Genomic DNA, 20646 nt, shown 5'->3' with positions numbered 1-20646 from the left:
GCAAGAGTATATAAGAAACTAATATAATGAAAGCCAAGAATTAATTAACCATTTTGTTCATTCAAAATAAGCATCAAAAAATAAATCTTTGCGCTAAAAAACATTCGAAAATTAACTAAGACAATGATGAGAAAATAAAAATTTCTTTGCTGATATCAGCATAAGAAGGTGAGTTTGTACTCTCATTATTTCAAATTGATAAAAATCAATACTATTTAAAGATTGATATGAAAAAAGAAATATCCTCGAAACCGAGTCACTTCAGATGGACAATTTGTGTTCTTCTTTTCATTGCAACAACCATTAATTATATGGATCGACAGGTATTGTCTCTCACATGGAAGGACTTCATTGCGCCGGAGTTTCATTGGAACAATAACGATTATGGTAATATTACGGCTTTGTTTTCTATTTTTTATGCAGGAAGTATGCTTTTTGCAGGCAAATTCGTGGACTGGATGGATACTAAAAAAGGGTTTCTTTGGGCTATTGGAATTTGGTCGGTGGGTGCTGTGATTCATGCTTTCTGTGGAATAGGAGCGTCGGGAATTTTGACAGGAAGTTGGTGGGTTGGATTTGAAGAATCTAAAGATATTATTAGCAAAGTAGATAATATAGGATCCATTATTAGTACAAGTGTTACTCTGTTTATTTTTGCTCGTTTTGTATTGGCGGTTGGGGAAGCAGGAAACTTTCCCGCAGCGATTAAAACTACAGCAGAATATTTTCCGAAAAAAGATAGAGCTTTAGCAACAAGTATTTTTAATGCAGGAGCAACAGTGGGCGCTCTAGCGGCCCCGGTTAGTATTCCGTTTATTGCAAAATCAATGGGATGGGAATGGGCATTTATTATTATTGGAGCCTTAGGATTTGTATGGATGGGACTTTGGGTATTTTATTATAAAAAACCTCACGAGCACCATAAAGTAAATGAACATGAACTTAACTATATTCAACAAGATCATGAAGATATTCCGACGGAAGGTTCATCCCTACAAGAAAGAAAGTTTTCTTTCAAAGAGTGTTTTAGCCATAAACAGACATGGGCATTTGCTTTTGGAAAATTTATGACAGATGGGATATGGTGGTTTTTCCTTTTTTGGACTCCGGCTTATCTGAGCTCAGTATATAAAATGGATTCCACACAAAGTGCATTTCCTCTATTTATTCTTTACATGATAACATTATTATCGATCATAGGAGGTTGGCTCCCCAAATATTTTGTAGAAAAAAAAGGAATGAATGCATACTCAGGAAGGATGAAAGCGATGTTGATTTTTGCATTTTTTCCACTATTAGCATTGTTAGCACAGCCTTTAGGTAAAATAAGTTATTGGATTCCTGTTCTGATTATTGGAGTAGCAGGTGCTGCTCATCAGGCTTGGTCTGCCAATATATTCTCGACCGTAGGGGATATGTTTCCTAAAAAAGCCATTGCAACAATTACAGGAATTGGTGGAATGGCAGGAGGAATTGGTTCTTTCTTGATTAATAAGTCTTCCGGAATGTTGTTTGATTATTCACACAAAGCTTGGACGACCATTGATGGAACTCCTTTATTAGAAAAATATCCTCAATATATTAATGAACGTTTACCGGAGGGATTTCTTGAGCAACTTGAAAAATCTGGAGCGGTGATCTCAGATGGTATAGATAAAGGATATATGATTATTTTTTCGGTATGCGCTGTGGCCTACTTAATAGCGTGGAGCGTAATGAAAACGTTAGTTCCAAAATATAAAATAATAAGTAAATAAATGATGGAAAATCAGATAAAGCAAAAATTAAATCGCGAGTTAAACGGTTCACAGGAAAAACTCCCCGTTAAAATAGTACAGTTTGGAGGAGGAAATTTTATGAGGGGGTTTACAGATTATGTAATTGACCGACTCAATACAGAAACGTCATTTAAGGCAGGTATTGTAAATATACAGCCTACTTCAGCGGGGTCGGTTCATAAATTGGAAGAACAGGATAATTTATATACTCTTTTTACCAGAGGGATTAAAAAAGGTGAAATTATCGATGAAAAACAAGTTATTTCGGCGATTCAAAAGTCCATTAATCCTTATACCCATTATGATGAATTTCTAGCTATTGCTAAAGAAGAAGAACTTGAATTTATTTTTTCCAATACAACAGAAACGGGGATTACTTATGATGAATTGGAGAATAGCTATGTGGGTCCACATAAAAATTTTCCTGCAAAGGTTACGGTTTTGTTATATGAAAGATTCAAACATTTCAAAGGAGTCCCTGAAAAAGGTTTGAGAATTATACCTTGCGAATTGATTGAAGATAATGCTTTAGTTCTGAAGAAGATTATTTTGCAATATGCTGCTTTATGGAATTTAGAAGAAGAGTTTATAAACTGGGTTGAAGAAAGTAATTATTTTCACAATACCCTGGTAGATAGAATTGTTCCGGGATATCCGAAAGATGATGTTCTAGCGTATGAAGATCAATTGGAATACGAAGATCAGATGATGGTGGTGGCAGAAGCCTTTTTACTTTGGGTCATCCAAGAGAGTGGCAATTTAAAAGATAGAATTCCATTTGATGAAATCAATGAACAGATTTTAGTTGTTGATGATATTGAACCCTACCGTTTGAGAAAGGTGAGGATTTTAAATGGTGGCCATACGCTTATGCTAGCTCCTGCTATTTTATCAGGGAAAGAAACAGTAAAAGAATCTATCGATAATGAGTTTATTGGTGGATTTTTAAATGAAACTATTTTTAATGAAGTGAATCCTACTTTAGGGTTGGATGAAAAGGAGTTGAAAGATTTTTCAGAAGAGGTGTTCGATCGATTCAGAAATCCATTTATTAAGCATTACTTAGCAAGTATAGCATTATATTTTGTGTCAAAATTTAAAGTAAGAATTCTTCCAAGTTTATTAGGTTATATTGAAATCAACAACAAATTGCCCCTAAATTTAACTTTCTCTTTGGCAAGTTTAATTCGATTCTATCAGGGAAGCTTTGGTAATAAATTTTTACCATTAAATGATGAAGATACAATCATTACTAAATTTAAAGAAATCTGGGAAAATGAAGAGTATGAAATAGTTGCTGAACTGGCTTTGAGTGAAACCTCTTTTTGGGGGATGGACCTTACAAAGGTACAAGGATTGAAATCTGCAGTAGCAAAGGCATTATGGGAAATCGATCAACATAATGTTGAAACTGCCTATTATAATTTCAGACAATTTTATTCTTAAAAACCATGCAAAAGAAAGTACTAAAAGTAAATCCCAAAGATAATGTAGCAGTGGCATTGGTTGATTTGAAGGAGGGAGAAACTGTTATTTTAGATAATCTTACTTATGAAATAATAAAAGATACGAAAGCAAAACATAAATTCGTAATTGAACATCTAAATATAGATGATCCTATCATTATGTATGGTGTTTTGGTGGGAAAAGCGAATTTACCCATCCAAAAAGGAGAAGTTATAACAACTGAAAACGTTAAGCATCAAAGTACAAAAGTAAAAGGAAAGACAGAAACTGCTTCATGGATAGCACCTGATGTTGCTCAATGGAAAGATAGAACTTTCATGGGCTATCATAGAGAGGATGGACAAGTGGGTACAGAAAATATTTGGTTGTTTTTTCCGCTGGTATTTTGTGAAAACAGAAATGTTGAGATTCTAAAAGATATTTTTGAGAAGGAGCTTTTATTTGAAAAAGTGACTAAACATCAATTATTACTAAGATCTTTGGTTAATAATAGTTCTGAATTCGAAACGATTACTGAGGAAGAAAAAGAGTCTCGTGTTTTTAAAAATATTGAAGTAAAATTTATTACCCACCAGGGAGGTTGCGGGGGAATTCGTCAGGATGCTGAATCGTTGGGAAGATTATTGGCCGGATATGTTAATAATCCGAATGTAGCCGGAGCAACGGTATTGAGTTTAGGTTGTCAGAATTTGCAGGTTCAGATTTTTAAAGATGCTTTAGAAAAAATGAACCCTGATCATAAAAAACCGATTATTGTTTATGAACAGCAAAAGTCTGGAACAGTGGATGAAATGTTGAGTGGAATTATCAAAGATTCTTATGAAGCAATCAAACGTGCCAACGAAATAGAGAGAAAGCCAGCATCCATTTCAAAGCTCGTTTTAGGGTTGGAATGTGGTGGTTCAGATGGATTTTCTGGAATTTCTGCTAACCCCGTATTAGGGCAGTTATCGGATCTGATGGCCGGAATTGGAGGTGCAACTATTCTTTCTGAATTTCCGGAATTATGTGGAGTAGAGCAGGAGCTAGTCAATCGTTGTGTCAATGAGAAAGATGGGGAACGATTCTTACAATTAATGAAAGATTTTGAAAAATCAGTCGTTGCTGCAGGATCTGGCTTTGATATGAATCCGTCACCGGGGAATATTAAAGATGGGCTAATAACGGATGCCATGAAATCTGCAGGGGCGGCTAAAAAAGGAGGCTCATCTCTCATAAATGATGTACTGGATTTTACAGAGTATATCAAAAAGCCAGGGTTAAATTTGTTGTGTACACCGGGAAACGATGTTGAATGTACCACAGCTCTTGTGGGGTCAGGTTCAAATATGGTTTTATTTACAACGGGTTTAGGAACTCCGACAGGAAACCCTGTTGTTCCGGTAGTTAAAATTTCTTCGAATACAGCTCTGTATGAAAAAATGCCTGATATTATTGATTTTAATACGGGAGACGTTATTAAAGGAGAGAAAACAATCGAAGAAAAAGCAGACGAGTTGCTAGAATTTATTATTGAAGTGGCAAGCGGAAATATAAAAACAAAAGCAGCTGTTTTACAACAGAACGATTTTATTCCTTGGAGACGAGGAGTATCTTTATAATTGTTTTAATTATATAAATATTAGGGTTGAAAATGTTTCTTACATGAGTAAGGAACATTTTCTTTTTACTATATACAGTCAGATTTTATTTCCGCTTTGAAGATTTTCTAATATAAATTTGGGGTGCCAATACGACTTTTTTCTCAATAGAAACACCGGAACCATTTTCTTTTACATTTTCTAAGAATACTTGTCCTGCCATTTTTCCCATCGTAACAGGAGTTTGATCTACGGAGCTGATAGGAAGTTCCATAAATTGGGTAAAAGGTTCGTTGGAGAAGCCTATAACAGCAACTTCTTGGGGGATTTTTATTTTACGTTTTTTCAGCTCTTGACAAGCTCCTAAAGCGGCAAAATCACTAGATGAGAAAATAGCATCGGGAACCGACTTCTTTTCCCAAAGCTTTTTTATCGCTTCAATTCCGGCATCAATGGAACTTCCTGTAGAAATGATATTGTCTGACTTTACCATTAGATTGTTATCAATCAATGCTTGTTTATATCCATTGAGGCGATTCTGATAAATTTCAAGATTAAGATCTCCGGCAAAATGACAAATGTTTTTATAGCCTTCTTTTATTAAATGTTCTGTGGCCACATATCCACCTCGGTAATCGTCGATTGTGACTGTACTTATTCCTGAAATGTCTTTTTTACGGTCAAAAAATATAATAGGTGTATTGCTGGTATCCAAAATATTTCGAATATGCTCAGTGTCTATTGTCGTTTTTGAAACAGACATAAATATTCCATCTACTTGAGCATTAAGTAATGTATTTAAATGTCTTTTTTCAATATTGATATCTTCATGACTTTGACAGATAATCACATGATAACCGTGGGGGGAAAGCTCTTCTTCAATACCTCTAATAACTGAGGAGAAAAAGTTGGTATTAATGTAGGGAACAATAATTCCTACATTTTTGGTTTCTCCGCTTTTGAGTGCTTTAGCAAGATTATTTTGCTTATAGTTCATTTCTTTAGCTGTTTTCACAACCAAATCTTTTGTCGCTTGACTTATTCTTGGGTGGTTATTTAAAGCTCTGGAAACAGTTGCCACACTTACATTGAGTTTTTTGGATATATCGTATATCGTGGCACTTTTTTTATTCATATATATTTTTTGAATATTTTTGTATATACAATGCTATACATTAGTGATGTAAATTTAATCAAATTATGCTCAATCAAAGAGGGAATAATTTGATTTTATACTTAATTAAAATCGGGTTAAAAGATACAGCTTATTTCATTACTTAGATCATTTTTTATAAATATAAACTTTCCCTACTATTGGAAAGGCCAGATGGTCAATAAAAACACCTAAACCTCCATGCTTTTATTGTTTTTTGTTCCCTTTATTTTTTCCAAATATTTTCAATTTCTTCCAAGGATTTTTCCTTTGTTTCAGGAACCATTTTCCATACGAAAAACAGTGATAAAACACTCATTACGCCATAAAAACCGTAAGTAAAAGCACCACTCAACTCCATCATGAAAGGATAGGTTGAAGAAATTAAATAATTGGCAGCCCATTGTGCCGCAACCGCGATAGCAATGGCCGTACCTCTTATCTTATTCGGAAAAATTTCTGAGATTAATACCCAACAAATAGGCCCCCATGACATCATAAAGGATGCAGTATAAATGATGATGAAAATTAATGTTGTAATGCCAATAATATGCAAATAAGAGAAAATTGCAATGGCAAACATTCCTATTGCCATACCGATAGAGCCCACAATCAATAAAGGTTTTCTACCCCATTTATCGACAGTGAAGATAGCCACAATCGTAAAAATCACATTCACTAATCCCATCACTACAGTTTGAAGCATCGAAGCATCTTTATGGACTCCCATACTTTCAAAAATTCTTGGAGCATAATATAATGCCACATTAATCCCAACGAATTGCTGAAAAACAGAAAGCAAAATTCCAATAAGGAGTACTGTTTTTCCAAAAGCAAATATTTCACTGGTATGCTCGGTTACTGTCGCTTTTATTTCGGCAAATATTTCTTTTGCTCTTTCTGTACCATTTATTTTGGTTAAAATGTTTAGAGCTTCTTCATCCTTTTTTATTAAAGTAAGATAGCGTGGAGTTTCTGGAACAAAGAATAACAAAACTCCAAACAGGGTGGCAGGAATAGTGAGTGATAAGAACATATAACGCCATCCTATATTATGAATCCATTCTACCGATTTTCCGTTTGCAATCCCCCAGTTCACGAAATAAACAACCAGCATACCAAAGATAATAGCAAATTGGTTTAAAGAAACTAGCCTGCCACGGATTTCCGCAGGAGCAATTTCACCAATGTACATAGGGCAAACAGCAGAAGCCAGTCCAACTCCTATTCCTCCAATAATTCTGTATATATTGAATGCTAATAAAACACCCATTGAATGTTCGCCTTGAGTAAAAAATAAAAATTCGGGATAAGCAGCCCCTAAAGCACTGATAAAAAACAAAAATGCAGAAAGCATCAATGATTTTTTCCTTCCCAATCGTGTTGAAAAGTAGCCTGAAATTGCCCCTCCTAAGATACATCCTATTAAAGCACTGGAAATGGTTGCTCCATGCACCAGAGAACTTAACCCTAATGGAATGATCAGGTATTCTTGTATTGATTTTTCAGCTCCGGAAATTACGGCCGTATCATAACCAAACAAAAGTCCACCTAAAGTAGCTACTAAAGTAAGAATAGTAACATATAATACATTGATTTCAGCTTTTGTTTCAGAAGAATATTTTGGTCCGGAATCTACTATTTGCATAATTTCATATAGTTTTAGTTGGATTGTTATAAAAAGAGATATAAATATTACAAATACTGGTTGATGATGCTTTCAAGAAATTCTTGTTTACCACTTTCTCTACCCACTTCTCCTAGTCCTTCTGCATGATAAGCTAAATCGATAAGAGATAATTTTCCTTCTTCGAAATTTTTTCCTTTTCCGGAATCAAATGAAGAATATCTATTTCTTCTGATTTCTGTATATTTTGATTTTTCTAAGATGGCATCTGCAGCAAGGAATGCTCTTGCGAAATTGTCCATACCACTAATATGAGCAATGAAAATATCTTCCAAGTCTGTTGAATTTCTCCTGATTTTAGCATCAAAATTCACCCCTCCTCCTTGTAATCCTCCTGCTTGGATAATCACTAACATCGCTTGAGTCAATTCATATAGGTCGACAGGAAACTGATCTGTATCCCATCCGTTTTGATAATCTCCTCGATTGGCATCAATACTCCCTAGAACATGGTTGTCTGCTGCTACTTGGAGCTCATGTTCAAAAGTATGCTGTGCCAGTGTAGCATGATTAACTTCAAGATTAAGTTTAAAATCATTTAATAAATCATATTGACGAAGAAAGTTTAAACACGTTGCAGCATCAAAATCATACTGATGCTTGGTGGGCTCCATGGGTTTGGGCTCGATAAAAAATGTTCCTTTGAAGCCTTGGGCTCGCGCATAATCTTTAGCCATATGTAAGAATTTTGCCATATGTTCCTGCTCACGTTTCATATTTGTATTGAGCAAAGACATATATCCTTCACGGCCTCCCCAGAAAACATAATTCTCTCCATCTAATTTTATAGTAGCATCCAATGCGTTTTTGACTTGCCCACCTGCATATGCTAATACGTCAAAAGATGGATTGGTGGCTGCTCCATTCATGAATCGAGGATTCGAAAAACAGTTTGAAGTTCCCCAAAGTAATTTTACTCCTGAAGCGGCTTGTTTTTCTTTAGCATAATCTGTGATGAATTCTAATCTTTTTGTGGATTCTGCAAAGTGATCTGCTTCGTCAATTAAATCATAATCATGAAAACAATAGTAAGGAGTGCCAAGTTTAGTGAAAAATTCGAAAGCGGCATCCATTTTTTCTGTAGCTCTTAATTTCACATCCTGAGTAGTCAACCAATCAAAATGTTGGGTGCCGATTCCAAAAGGGTCGTTTCCTGTAGCACAGAATGTGTGCCAGTAGGCAGTTGCAAATTTGAAATACTCTTTCATCGTTTTTCCACGAACTATTTTGCTTTCATCATAAAATTTGAATGCTAAAGGATTATTAGATTCTTTTCCTTCAAATTGGATTTTTTCAATTCCTTTAAAATACTCTTTACTACCAATGGTTAATATCATATGCTTAATGTTTTTGTATAGAATTTAATGCAATCGATTGCATACTTGTGGATGATTTTAATTATTAATGATCTGTAATAATTTAGATTTCCAATATTCATAGCTTTCTTTATACTGATCATAACCATGGGTGTCAGGATAATAGCTTTTTAAAATATCTTTTTCTGTAAGAATTTCGTTTTGAGATTCAAATGCACCTGCTCCCATGGCTGCGGCTCTTGCAGCACCTGTAGATCCTGTAGAATCTATAATTCTTATTTCTGTATCCAAAAGAGTGGCGATGGATTGCGTAAATAGGGAAGAACGGAATAAATTATCACCTCCGGCTTTTATAACTCCTTTTTGAAGCCCATCGGCCATCAAAATTTCAGTACCATACACAAAAGAATAGGCAATACCTTCTAACCCTGCACGGAAAAGATGTTCACTTGTATGGCGATTAAAATTAAGATTAAAAACAGAAGAACCAATATCTTTATTATTTAATACTCTTTCTGCTCCATTTCCAAAAGGAAGTACAATAATTCCATCAGAACCTATGGGGATCTTTGAAGCGAGATCATTGAGTTCCTGATAGCTATGCCTTTTTTGATCTACCTGATGACGTAGCCAGCTATACTGAATTCCTGCGCCATTTAAGCATAGCATTTTTCCGATTCGTACTTGCTCTTTGGTATGATTGATATGTGCAAAATTATTCACCCTTACAGATTCTTTTGAACTACTATGATTAGTTACACCATATACAACTCCCGAAGTTCCTCCCGTAGCCGCAATTTCTCCGGGATTCATAACATTCAATGAGAAGGCATTATTGGGTTGGTCACCTGCACGATAATAGATAGGAATTCCCTCGGGAAGACCACTTTCTTCTGCGCCTTGCTTGGAAACATAACATTGTTCGCTAAAATTTTCAACCACATTGGAGACAAGAGATTGATCAATACCTAAATGACTAAGCATCGTTTCTGAAACTTGATTCTTCTCAAAATCCCAAAGAATCGCCTCCGAAAGACCTGTTATAGACGTAGTGAGTTCCTCACTTAATTTAAATGCTATAAAATCGCCGGGTAGCATAAACTTCCAGATTTTTTCATAGATTTCCGGTTCATTTTCTTTTATCCATTTTAATTTTGAAGCCGTAAAATTTCCGGGAGAATTAAGTAACTCTTTCATACATACCTCTTCTCCGATTTCATTGAACGCCCAATTACCAATTTGAACTGCGCGGCTATCACACCAGATGATAGAAGGGCGAAGAACTTTTTTATCTTTCCCAATGAGAACCAAACCATGCATTTGATAGGAGATCCCAATTCCCTTAATTTCATTTTTATTAATTTTACTTTCGGCAATTACTTTTTGAGTAAGAATACGTAAGTTTTGCCACCACTCTTCAGGATTTTGTTCTGCCCAGCCCACTTTAGGAGAATGAATAGGCATTTCATGTTCCGGATATTTGGCATGAACAATTAATTTACCTTGACTATCGACAATGGAAGCCTTTATGGATGAACTTCCTACATCATATCCTATAAATTTCATGGATTATTAATAATTGTAAAGCTCTAAATGTAATAATTTTATGTAATACGTGGTAAAATTTTATTAAAATATTAAATTTTAATATTTTTATTGTTTAATGTATTGATTTTAAATCAATTATACTTCTGTTAAGTATTTGTATTTTCCTTAACATTGATATATTTGCATGAATTTTTTTAACCAAAATGGAGGTTTAATAATGAAATTTGAGCAATCGATTGCATAATATTGATATTTATTAAGCTTAAATTTTTTATAATGAAAGAAATGAGTGTATAGGAATTAAAAGAGACTGTCCTTTTGAGACAGTCTCTTTTATATTATGTCATGAGCAGTTTTGCTTATATACTTTTCCAAGCTGCTTCGAGAGCTAGCTCTATCATAGGTTTGAGCGCTTTTTCTCTTTCGTCAGCAGAAATTTTTTCATGAGTAGGGATGATATCAGTTACTGTAAGTATAGTAGCCGCATTTTTTCCTAAATGTTTTGCATTAGCAAATAATCCAAAAGCCTCCATTTCGACAGCTGGGCAATTGTATTTTGTTGCAATAGCAGGAATATTTGGATCTTTTCTGTAAAAAATATCACTACTATGAACATTGATGGATTTGGCATTTAATGATAACTTTTCAGAAGTTTCATTAATGGTATTGAAAATAGCCCCCTGATGAGCAAGTATATCCCCATCAATTTCCCACGCATATTTTGCATAGGTACTTTCACTTGCTGCATTTTCAACATTTAAAATATCAAAAAGTTTTAAATCTGTAGTATATGCTCCACAAGTTCCAATTCTGATAATAGTCTCGACTTCATATTCTGTGAAAAGCTCAAAAGAATAAATACCAATACTTGGAAACCCCATACCACTAGCTCCTACAGAAATTTCCTTACCACGATAAAGACCTGTATAATAAAAAATACCTCGGGTTTTGCTTACTAGCTTAGCTCCTTCTAAAAAATTTTCTGCAATGTATTGGGCACGAAGAGGATCTCCTGGTTGTAATAAAACCTTTGCAATTTCTCCTTTTTGTGCACTGATGTGAATACTCATAATCTTATTTTGAATAGAGGCAAAGATAATAATTATAAAGTAGATTTTGTAGGTAAGAAATGATTGTAAATCTAATCTTGACTTTGTAAAAGAATGCTTTTTAATATTAATTTAATAGATCATTTTTTAATTTTAGCAAACGTTATTTAGACGATGAAAATTGAGGTATATTATTATTTATAACTGTTAATGTTTCTAAGAATTACAAACAGTGCCACGAACCAAGCAGCAATCAACAGTTCTGTATTTACTACTATTAATAATATAGCATAGTAATAGAAGAGACTATCTTTAATTTATTTTAGATAGTCTCTTTTGTTGTGAATATTAAAAATCAATTGTAAATGTATATTCTTTTATTTTCATATTATTTATGGGATTAATCACGTTTCATAAATACTAATTTGTAGTAATGATTATAAAAGAAGTATGTTTAGATTTATCTGGTTTTTGTTTAAAAAAGATTACTCAAAAATAGAGTCCTTTAAAACTTTACTTAAATAGTCAATTCCTTCTTTAGTCCCTGTCCCTTCAGCTTTTTTAGGAATATATGACATGGCTAATCCGATATGAATAGCTTTCCATTTTAGCATTTTTTTATTAAATTCACCCAACATTGAACAGAAAGATTCATCTAGAATCTTATCATTCTTCACTAAACTCTTTAAATTCACTGTAGTGGTATCATATATTTCACATAACTTTTTTAATTCAGGAATTTTCTCATAAAAAGGAATTTTTAAAGGATTCATTCCCAACATCAATATATCCATTTCCTGATATATGTAAGACTGTATAGCACTAGCATTTAGGGTGAGCGCTCTAAACTCTAGAAAATGGTCAGGAGACATAGTCTTTAAAATCCTAGCACTAATATGGAGGACATCGGTTAAGAAAATAATTTCTTTTAAATACTGCTTATTATAAATATCATTATTAATATCGCTAATAATTTTTTTGATTTTTGAATTAATTAATTTAAAACAAACCTCTCCTACCTGAACAATTCTGATGAAAATAAACTCTTCCTTAAAATCTGAGATGGGGAAAAAAGAAAAATCAACTACGGCATTTATTTTATTATGTGTATAAAACTTCAAATCTTTTGAATCTACCTCATTTATTTGTTCTAGCTCAAATAAGTTTTTATTTTCTGAGAGAATAAAATTCAATGCCTCTTGAAGTAATAAGTCTCTTCTTTCATTAAATCCTTTATTCTTTACTTGAATATTTAAAAACAAATAGTATAATAAATTAATTCCATTATTAAGATTGTCTTCGTCAGAATGGGTACTGGAAAAATACCAATTAAGAAGATTATTTTCAATATATCGATTATAGTTTACAGTTTTAAATTTATGTAAACCATAAACTGAACTAGTGAGCGCTTTCATGAAACTATAGGCTTCTTCTTTCTCAGAACAATATAAATGATGATCTTCGTTAAATTTTATACAAAAATTAAGTAATTCCTGATCAAGTGATTCTATATTCTTCTTTTTTTCCTTTTGAAAAAGTTTAAATTCTAATTCCATTTCAATTTAATAATTATTAGATGTGAAAGATTCTATTTAATTTTTGTGGTTTATTATATAATAAAATGTGACCTCAGGTCTCATTATAAATTATAGAAATTGAGTATTGAAATACCCGTATTCATAATTTAATTCACGCTTTTGCTTGTTTTTAGCTCAAGTAAAAAGTCTTTAATCATATCATCAGTAACATGAGTGATAACAACAATCTTCCACCATTGTGGATTGGAATAGTTATCCGCCACGAGGTAATACTTTTTAGCAAGGTCTTCGGGAATTGCATGATGATCAATTGCCACAATATTCATATCAGAATGTCGATAATATTTAACCCCAATTTCATCCAACTCTTTACATAAATAATCTGTACGAGCTATTAGCTGTCTTATTAACTCAGTCCATCCATGAGAACCATAGGTCATAAGTGTCATCCACATATATACGGCATTAGCCCCTGAACGACTTCCACAAAGAGTGAAATCTGAGCCATATACATAGGATGCTTCCGGAGTCTGTACATGTTCTATCAATGATTTTCTACATAAAAAAACTCCTGTACCAAAAGGGGATCTCAATATTTTATGTCCATCAATTGCAATGGAACTGATCTCTGTGTTTTTAAAGCTTAGATCAATTTTTTCTTGAGAAAATGGATACACAAATCCTCCAAATGCGGCATCTACATGGACAAAGTAATGTTTAAAATATTGTTTAATAACTTCCAGTAATGGCTCTGGTGAATCTATACTACCAAACATAGTTGTTCCCATCGAAAGGTGAACAATTAAATAGCGTATTCCATTACCTTGAGCTTCCTCTAACTTTTTTTTAAGGTCTTCTAACAAAATTTTCCGATCATCATGATTTACCTTCACTGTAATAGGATGTATATTCAATAGATTAGATGCTTTGTATACCGAATAATGAGTGTCCTCTGAAAATATAACCCCTATTTCTTCCGGCTTAGCTTTCTCATTCTGCATAAAGTAATTGCGATACATCCATTGTGCTTGAATATTTCCCTCAGTTCCTCCAGGTGTAACATATCCATCATAATCTGATTCCTCCGCACCAAAGATTTCTTCAGCACAAATCTTAATGAGATCTATTTCAATTTGTTTTGTACCCGGGAAATACCTTTCACCGTTCTTATGGGTATGGCAACCAATGTGATTTGGATTATTTATTAAAACGGAAAGAAAAGCATCCTCTTTTAAAGATGAAGGATTGTGAAATTGTTCCTGATCAACAGAACTGCCTGGTAGACCGAGAACAGGTTCAGTAATAAAGTCTATGTTTTTTTGAAGTTCATCAAATACCTTTTGTTGTATAGTAGTTTTTGAAAGTTTTTGCCAATACATATTTTTCTTTTTAAATCATTAAACTTGTTAATTTCTCTGTTGAAAACGGATTACACTTTAATACCTTTATCATCTATAAAAAACAAACCTATCTTCATTTTTTGTAGATGTAGTATGTCTATTATTTATTATTAAAATGACATTATAAATAAACATTTCGTATATGTAATTATTTATAAGTGTAAATTATATTCGATATAGGGTGTAAATTTGTGACTGCGAATATCTGGATATCGAATAGAAAGAGTAATACTGCAAACCTACGTCAAGCTTTAAAGTGCTCTCTATGGGGGTAATGGGTGTAAAAAGAAGTATAATTTAAGTAAGTAGTAGTAATGTTGTTGAAATGATTTGTATGCATTTCCCTAATAAAATTAGAAAAAATGTCAGACTATTAATAAGTATTTGAGGAATTTTGTCCTGAAAAATAAAAAGCTTCTTATGAATAAAGCTTTCAATACCTAGCTCATAAAAAAGTCAATGTAAAACATAAATATATCTATTTGTAGTAATATATGGACATGTAATATATTTAATTTTGACTGTTTAAAAATTATAAAAATGAAATAGATGGAAGAAGTAATACATAAAGTTGAAGGAGGCAGTTTTTCTGATGGTAATGGATTGGGGGACAATCACACAAAGTTGCTGTAGATTCTTTCTAAAATAATAATATGAACAATTTTGTGTAAAATATATTGTTACCTTTTCTGGAATAGGGATTGGAAATATACAACCAAAATAAAAAGCAATCAACTGATATTCAGAAGATTGCTTGATTTAAACTGTAGACTCACAGGGATTCGAACCCCAGATGACTGAACCAAAATCAGTAGTGTTACCGCTACACCATGAGTCTTTATTAATGCCGCGAAATTATAGAATTTATTTCAAATATAAAAATCAATTTCTTAGCTAAATGTGCTGTATTTGCTTTATTGATTGAAAATCATACTTTTATTTTGCTGGAAAAATTTTCTTACCTATTAATTTTTTAACGCTTAATAATAAAATCCTATCTTTGCAAAAAAATTGGGCTCCAAAAGTTGGAGATACCCATTAATAACATGTCCTGAACTTAGGTGAAAGGATTATTAAACATTTTTTATGTCAAATATTGTTGCAATCGTTGGGCGTCCCAACGTAGGAAAATCCACACTTTTTAATCGATTATTAGAAAAAAGAGAAGCTATTGTAGATTCTACAGCAGGGGTTACGAGAGACCGTCATTACGGAAAATCAGACTGGAATGGAGTAGATTTTACAGTAATTGATACGGGTGGATATGACGTAGGAACAGATGATATCTTTGAAGAGGAAATTAGAAAACAGGTACAATTGGCGGTTGATGAGGCAACCTCTATCATTTTTATGATGAATGTAGAGGAGGGGCTTACCGATACGGATTATGAAATATATCGTCTTTTAAGAAGATCAAATAAACCCATTTATATTGTTATCAATAAAGTAGATTCAGCAAAAGAAGAACTTCCTGCAACAGAATTTTATCAACTAGGAATAGATAAATATTACACACTTTCTTCTGCAACAGGTTCTGGAACTGGGGATCTTTTAGATGATATTGTAAAAGATTTTCCTACTACAGAATATAAAGATCCTTTTGAAGGATTGCCTAAAATTACGATTGCGGGACGTCCGAATGTAGGAAAGTCTACGATGACTAATGCACTTTTGGATGATGAAAGAAATATTGTAACTGATATTGCAGGGACAACAAGGGATAGTATTCAAAGTCTTTATAATAAATTTGGGCATGAATTTGTATTAGTGGATACGGCTGGAATGCGTAAAAAGTCTAAAGTAAATGAGGATTTAGAATTTTATTCTGTAATGCGTTCTGTTCGTGCTATTGAAAACTCTGATGTAGTAATCATTATGGTAGATGCTACTCAAGGATGGGAATCACAAGATATGAATATCTTTGGAATTGCTCAGAAAAATAGAAAAGGAGTGGTCATTTTGGTTAATAAATGGGATTTGATTGAGGATAAGAAAACCAATACGATGCGTGATTTCGAAAAAGCAATCAAAGATAAAATAGGCCAGTTTAATGATATTCCGGTTTTATTCGTTTCAGCATTGACGAAACAAAGAATTTTGAAAGCTGTTGATACCGCTATGGAGGTATATGAAAATCGTAAAAAGAAAATCAAAACTTCAAAATTAAATGAAGTTATGCTCCCGATTTTTGAAGGAACACCTCCACCTGCCAACAAAGGTAAATATATTAAGATCAAATATTGTGTTCAACTTCCTACCCCTTCACCTCAATTTGTTTTCTTTTGTAATTTGCCCCAATATGTAAAAGAACCTTATAAAAGATTTACAGAAAATCAACTGAGAAAAGAATTCGGGTTTACTGGAGTTCCCATTGAAATATATTTCCGACAAAAATAAAAATATTTCCCTTTTAGATTTTCTGAAAGGGATTTTCTTCATAATTAATAATTTAGATAAAAGCTTTTTCAAAGTAATGAATACAACAGTATTATCACAACAGTTTTCACTTGTTAATTCTTGGATTAATGAATTGAGGAATGTAGAAGTTCAAAATGACAGAATGAGATTTCGTAGAAATTTGGAAAGAATCGGAGAAATAGCTGCTTTTGAGATTAGTAAGGGATTGGAACAAAAAGAAATTGAAATTCAGACTCCTTTAGATACTATTAAGGTTATAGATATTGCTGTTCAACCTGTTATTACTACTATTTTGAGGGCAGGAGTTCCCTTATTTCAAGGGATTTTAAATTATTTTGATCACGCTGATTGTGGTTTTGTTGCTGCTTATAGAAAGCATGACGCGAATGATTATTTCTCTATTAAGCAAGATTATTTGACTTGTCCGAATATTGATAATAGGCCATTAATTGTTGCTGATCCCATGCTGGCAACCGGTGCATCTTTAATTGAAGCCATTAAAGATTTATTAACTCACGGAACTCCTACACAATTACATATTGTGGTGGCTATTGCTTCAAAACAAGGAGTTGAAACGATTGCAAATGCGTATCCAAATGCTAAGATTTGGGTAGGAGCAATTGATGAACAACTTACTTCTAAAGGGTACATCACCCCAGGATTAGGGGATGCCGGTGATCTAAGTTATGGTGGAAAATTACAACAATAAAATTTTAAGCAAGATTCCAAAAGTCTTTCATTAAATCAAATAGTAAATTAGGTCGTACTTTATCCATGGGATGTTTTGTATCCGGTAGTACGGCCAATTTTGAATTGGGAAGACTATGATATATGGATTTAGACTCTTCTATAGTTACCATAGTGTCTTGATCTCCAACCATGATTTGGATAGAATTATGGATATTTTCTATATTATTTTGTAAAGGAGGTCTTTTTCCTAAAGAAATCATTAATTCGGCTATTGCAGGAAGAAGTTCTTTCCATTTAGAGCCATGTTGTAATTCTAGTAACTTGGCATAGTGAGGCACTTTTTCTAAAATGGTATCAGGGTTTAGCATTTTACTTTCTTTTAAAGCTCCTTCTTCTGTCCAGTTAAACTTTGTTCCTAATGTCATTATAGAGTGGATGTTCTCAGGTTTTTGCAAAGCATAGCAAAGAGCTACATACCCTCCCATACTGTGTCCAAAAATATGAACGTTTTCCAAGTCTTCTTTTTCACAATAGGCACTCAGTTCCTGGGTATATTGTTCAATACTAATTCCATTTTTTGGTAATTCAGTATTTCCATGCCCGGAAAATAAAGGAGTATGAATATCAAAATAAGGATTAAGCTTATCTTTTATGGAGTTAAAAATATCACTATGACCTAAAGCGCCATGTAATAAAAGTAAATGTGGCATAATTAATTTGTTTCTTTTGAAAATTAGTGAAAAATAGTTGAAGAATCAATATCTATATATTATATCCATTATTTATGTATCCATTGCCATCACTAAAATGCTGATTTTGTTGTCCTGGTTTAGAAGTTCCCAAGCAATTGTTGTGAGGGTATTTCCTGTTGTGAAAACGTCGTCGATCAGAAGTATATGTTTTCCTGAAGTGTCTTTAGTAATGGAAAATAGGTTTTGATTTTCCAGTCGATTTTTTTTATCCTGTAGAGCCTGAGCTTTTGAATACTCGTTTCTTTTAATGAGAGTATGATCAAAAGGGATATGGTGAAATTGAGAAAGGGTTTCGGTGAATAAATGAAGTTGATTGTAGTTTCTTTCTTTTAGTTTTTTAGGATGAAGAGGAACTGAAGCCAATATATCAGGTTTATTATCTCTAAAATCCAAGCGTTCATTCACCCATTCGCCAATCACTTTTCCTACCTTCTCTCTGTTTCTGTATTTGAGTTCATGAATAATTTTTCTACTTATATTTTCTTTTTCGAAATGCATTAAAGCGTAGGTGTTTTGAACAGGAAAAAGTAATTTACATTTTTCTTTTAATGGATTTTCTTCAAAATAATCGAAGTGGGTAAAATGGATTTGATCAAAGCATAGATTACAAATAAGTAAGTCTCCTTCAATGATCCTGTTGCAATGGATGCAACGGTTGGGGAAAAGTAGATCTAAAATCATAAGTGTTTTTATGATGCGAATATAACCAATTGATGTGAATAGGGATGAAAACAAGTGTTTTTAATCTTTTTTACTTATTTTCTATGAAAATTACAAAATATCTTTTCGTAATCGTTCAATAGCATTTTTCATATTTAAATTAAAGCGTTCTTTTTCTATACGAATGGGAGGAGCTTGTCTTACTTCACAATCGGCAATACTGCATGACTCACAAGTAACTCCTACATTAATAGTTTTTAAAGAGGATGATTTTATAAAATTGATTTTTCGGATCATTTGAGCATTTAAAAGAATGCCTAGACAATAGCTTCGGTTGCTCCCATCAGAAAAAGGATTTTTCTGGGATGTGGAAATAACGAGATAACTTACTCCATGATCTTTATAGTGTGAAATTTGTGCGTCTGTCAACGTTTCATTTTCCTTTAAATGATGAAGGTTTTTTACCGCAATCCATTTTCTACAATAATGTTCGTTAGTAGCATTGGCGTGAGGGGCTTGTTGATGATTGAGGTGTAGCTCTTTCAGAATTTGAATTTTATCCGAGTTTTTCTTTTTTACCAAACAAAGGTAGAACAAATCTTTAATTCCAAGTTCTGAAGAAAGAATATTCGTTAATCGATAATAAAATGTTTCAGGAGAATGGGTGAAACTTTTGATAAGGTTTTCAAAGGATTGAGGATTCCAATGATCTTGTGTAAAGAATTCGCTGGTTTTCTCAATTATTTTTTGTTTTGGAATTAATAGGGCACCCGCAAAATAAGAGGCATAAAAATTATTCAAAATTTCTTCAAAACTTCCAAAGTCTAACCATGAATAGGTGTTAGGCCGATTTTTTAATTCTAATACATTGAACCCTGTCTCTTTAGCTAAAATAAAAACTTTTTGGTCTTTCTCAAGTTTTTTATGAAGAAGAAGTAGTTTTTTCTCAGGAATAAATAAAGACCGAAGATGATCCAGAGTCTCAAACTTTTCAAACTTTTCAGATTGAATGGTATAGCCCCATTTTTTTGATAAGATATTTTCTAAGGCTTCAGCTTCTAGATGGGTATTGAGTTCTAATTGATTTTCATGGGCAAATTGAATGACTTTCTCTTCAATTTCCGGAAAGTAATTGTCATATAATTCCTGAAAAGACCTGAGTACAGCGAAGTAAAAACGTTCTTTTCCTAAATTATAATTTTGTGAAATTTCAATTAAAGCATTGATGAAGGCGGTTACTTTCTTGGGAGCATCACTGATGATACTGATGAGATTATTTTTATTAATTCCGAAGAGATCTAATGGAATTTCTTTAAAAAAATCTGATTGGAGAATAGTATTAAAAGGAGTTAAGCTTTTATCTAGTTTGGTGGAAACCAAATCATCAAACGTACATTCTAAGGCATCGGAAATTTGGATGATTTTATCATGTTTTGGATATTTTTTACCATTTTCAATTTCATTTAAATAAGATTTCGAGAGCCCCGTTTTTATGGCAAGATCTTGTAAAGACCAATTTTTCTTTTGCCTTTGTTGTTTTATTTTAAGTCCAAAAACCGTTTTTATAAAGTCACTTTCCGCATTCATTATTCAAATATAAAAAATTGATT

Annotated in this window: 15 protein-coding genes and 1 tRNA gene; 5 read left to right on the top strand and 11 right to left on the bottom strand. The window is 32.9% G+C overall.

The window, feature by feature from the left end; all coding sequences use genetic code 11:
• Positions 1 to 227 precede the first annotated feature (227 nt).
• The 3 genes from CHRY9293_RS02365 to CHRY9293_RS02355 are packed head-to-tail and all read left to right on the top strand — an operon-like array spanning position 228 to position 4846.
• Positions 228 to 1757 carry an MFS transporter gene (locus tag CHRY9293_RS02365; protein WP_162031432.1) on the top strand — a complete coding sequence of 510 codons (1530 nt, stop codon included), beginning with the start codon at positions 228 to 230 and terminating at the stop codon, positions 1755 to 1757.
• A gap of 3 nt (positions 1758 to 1760) precedes the next feature.
• Positions 1761 to 3224: a tagaturonate reductase gene (locus CHRY9293_RS02360; protein ID WP_162031431.1), complete on the top strand. Its 1464-nt coding sequence runs from the start codon at positions 1761 to 1763 to the stop codon at positions 3222 to 3224.
• 5 nt (positions 3225 to 3229) lie between these two features.
• Positions 3230 to 4846 carry a UxaA family hydrolase gene (locus CHRY9293_RS02355; RefSeq protein WP_162031430.1) on the top strand — a complete coding sequence of 539 codons (1617 nt, stop codon included), beginning with the start codon at positions 3230 to 3232 and terminating at the stop codon, positions 4844 to 4846.
• 85 nt (positions 4847 to 4931) lie between these two features.
• On the opposite strand, the gene CHRY9293_RS02350 is transcribed toward CHRY9293_RS02355, so the two are convergent.
• The 8 genes from CHRY9293_RS02350 to CHRY9293_RS02315 all read right to left on the bottom strand — a co-directional run bounded on the left by CHRY9293_RS02350 (position 4932) and on the right by CHRY9293_RS02315 (position 15354).
• Complete coding sequence (locus tag CHRY9293_RS02350) at positions 4932 to 5960, bottom strand: LacI family DNA-binding transcriptional regulator (protein WP_162031429.1); 1029 nt, start codon at positions 5958 to 5960, stop codon at positions 4932 to 4934.
• Positions 5961 to 6204: 244 nt separating this feature from the next.
• Positions 6205 to 7626 (bottom strand): D-xylose transporter XylE, encoded by a 1422-nt coding sequence (gene xylE / locus CHRY9293_RS02345; protein WP_162031428.1) that lies wholly within the window; start codon positions 7624 to 7626, stop codon positions 6205 to 6207.
• A gap of 47 nt (positions 7627 to 7673) precedes the next feature.
• Positions 7674 to 9002 carry a xylose isomerase gene (xylA, locus tag CHRY9293_RS02340; RefSeq protein WP_162031427.1) on the bottom strand — a complete coding sequence of 443 codons (1329 nt, stop codon included), beginning with the start codon at positions 9000 to 9002 and terminating at the stop codon, positions 7674 to 7676.
• Between the two features lie 57 nt (positions 9003 to 9059).
• Complete coding sequence (locus tag CHRY9293_RS02335) at positions 9060 to 10547, bottom strand: xylulokinase (RefSeq protein ID WP_162031426.1); 1488 nt, start codon at positions 10545 to 10547, stop codon at positions 9060 to 9062.
• Positions 10548 to 10888: 341 nt separating this feature from the next.
• The gene (gene deoD / locus CHRY9293_RS02330) at positions 10889 to 11599 is read right to left on the bottom strand and encodes a purine-nucleoside phosphorylase (RefSeq protein ID WP_162031425.1); all 711 of its coding nucleotides are present in this window, start codon (positions 11597 to 11599) and stop codon (positions 10889 to 10891) included.
• Positions 11600 to 12063: 464 nt separating this feature from the next.
• The gene (locus CHRY9293_RS02325; RefSeq protein WP_162031424.1) at positions 12064 to 13134 is read right to left on the bottom strand and encodes a tryptophan 2,3-dioxygenase family protein; all 1071 of its coding nucleotides are present in this window, start codon (positions 13132 to 13134) and stop codon (positions 12064 to 12066) included.
• Positions 13135 to 13262: 128 nt separating this feature from the next.
• Entirely contained in the window at positions 13263 to 14495 is a 1233-nt protein-coding gene (locus CHRY9293_RS02320; RefSeq protein WP_162031423.1) for an aminotransferase class I/II-fold pyridoxal phosphate-dependent enzyme, read from the bottom strand.
• 788 nt (positions 14496 to 15283) lie between these two features.
• Positions 15284 to 15354: transfer RNA gene (locus CHRY9293_RS02315), tRNA-Gln, on the bottom strand.
• A 248-nt stretch (positions 15355 to 15602) separates the two neighbouring features.
• Here CHRY9293_RS02315 and der point away from each other — a divergent pair.
• On the top strand, positions 15603 to 16913 hold the full coding sequence (gene der, locus CHRY9293_RS02310; RefSeq protein ID WP_122635704.1) for a ribosome biogenesis GTPase Der: 1311 nt from the start codon (positions 15603 to 15605) through the stop codon (positions 16911 to 16913).
• A 76-nt stretch (positions 16914 to 16989) separates the two neighbouring features.
• Positions 16990 to 17643: a uracil phosphoribosyltransferase gene (upp, locus tag CHRY9293_RS02305; RefSeq protein WP_162031422.1), complete on the top strand. Its 654-nt coding sequence runs from the start codon at positions 16990 to 16992 to the stop codon at positions 17641 to 17643.
• A 4-nt stretch (positions 17644 to 17647) separates the two neighbouring features.
• Here the strand turns inward: upp and CHRY9293_RS02300 are convergent, their stop codons facing one another.
• The 3 genes from CHRY9293_RS02300 to CHRY9293_RS02290 all read right to left on the bottom strand — a co-directional run bounded on the left by CHRY9293_RS02300 (position 17648) and on the right by CHRY9293_RS02290 (position 20623).
• Positions 17648 to 18334 carry an alpha/beta fold hydrolase gene (locus CHRY9293_RS02300; RefSeq protein WP_162031421.1) on the bottom strand — a complete coding sequence of 229 codons (687 nt, stop codon included), beginning with the start codon at positions 18332 to 18334 and terminating at the stop codon, positions 17648 to 17650.
• Between the two features lie 72 nt (positions 18335 to 18406).
• Complete coding sequence (locus tag CHRY9293_RS02295; protein WP_162031420.1) at positions 18407 to 19057, bottom strand: ComF family protein; 651 nt, start codon at positions 19055 to 19057, stop codon at positions 18407 to 18409.
• A 90-nt stretch (positions 19058 to 19147) separates the two neighbouring features.
• Positions 19148 to 20623 carry a helix-turn-helix domain-containing protein gene (locus CHRY9293_RS02290; RefSeq protein WP_162031419.1) on the bottom strand — a complete coding sequence of 492 codons (1476 nt, stop codon included), beginning with the start codon at positions 20621 to 20623 and terminating at the stop codon, positions 19148 to 19150.
• Between the last annotated feature and the right edge of the window lie 23 nt (positions 20624 to 20646).

Origin of the sequence: Chryseobacterium potabilaquae (assembly GCF_902728265.1) — a bacterium.
Taxonomy (GTDB): Bacteria; Bacteroidota; Bacteroidia; order Flavobacteriales; family Weeksellaceae; genus Chryseobacterium; species Chryseobacterium potabilaquae.
This window is presented reverse-complemented; position numbering and strand designations above follow the sequence as displayed.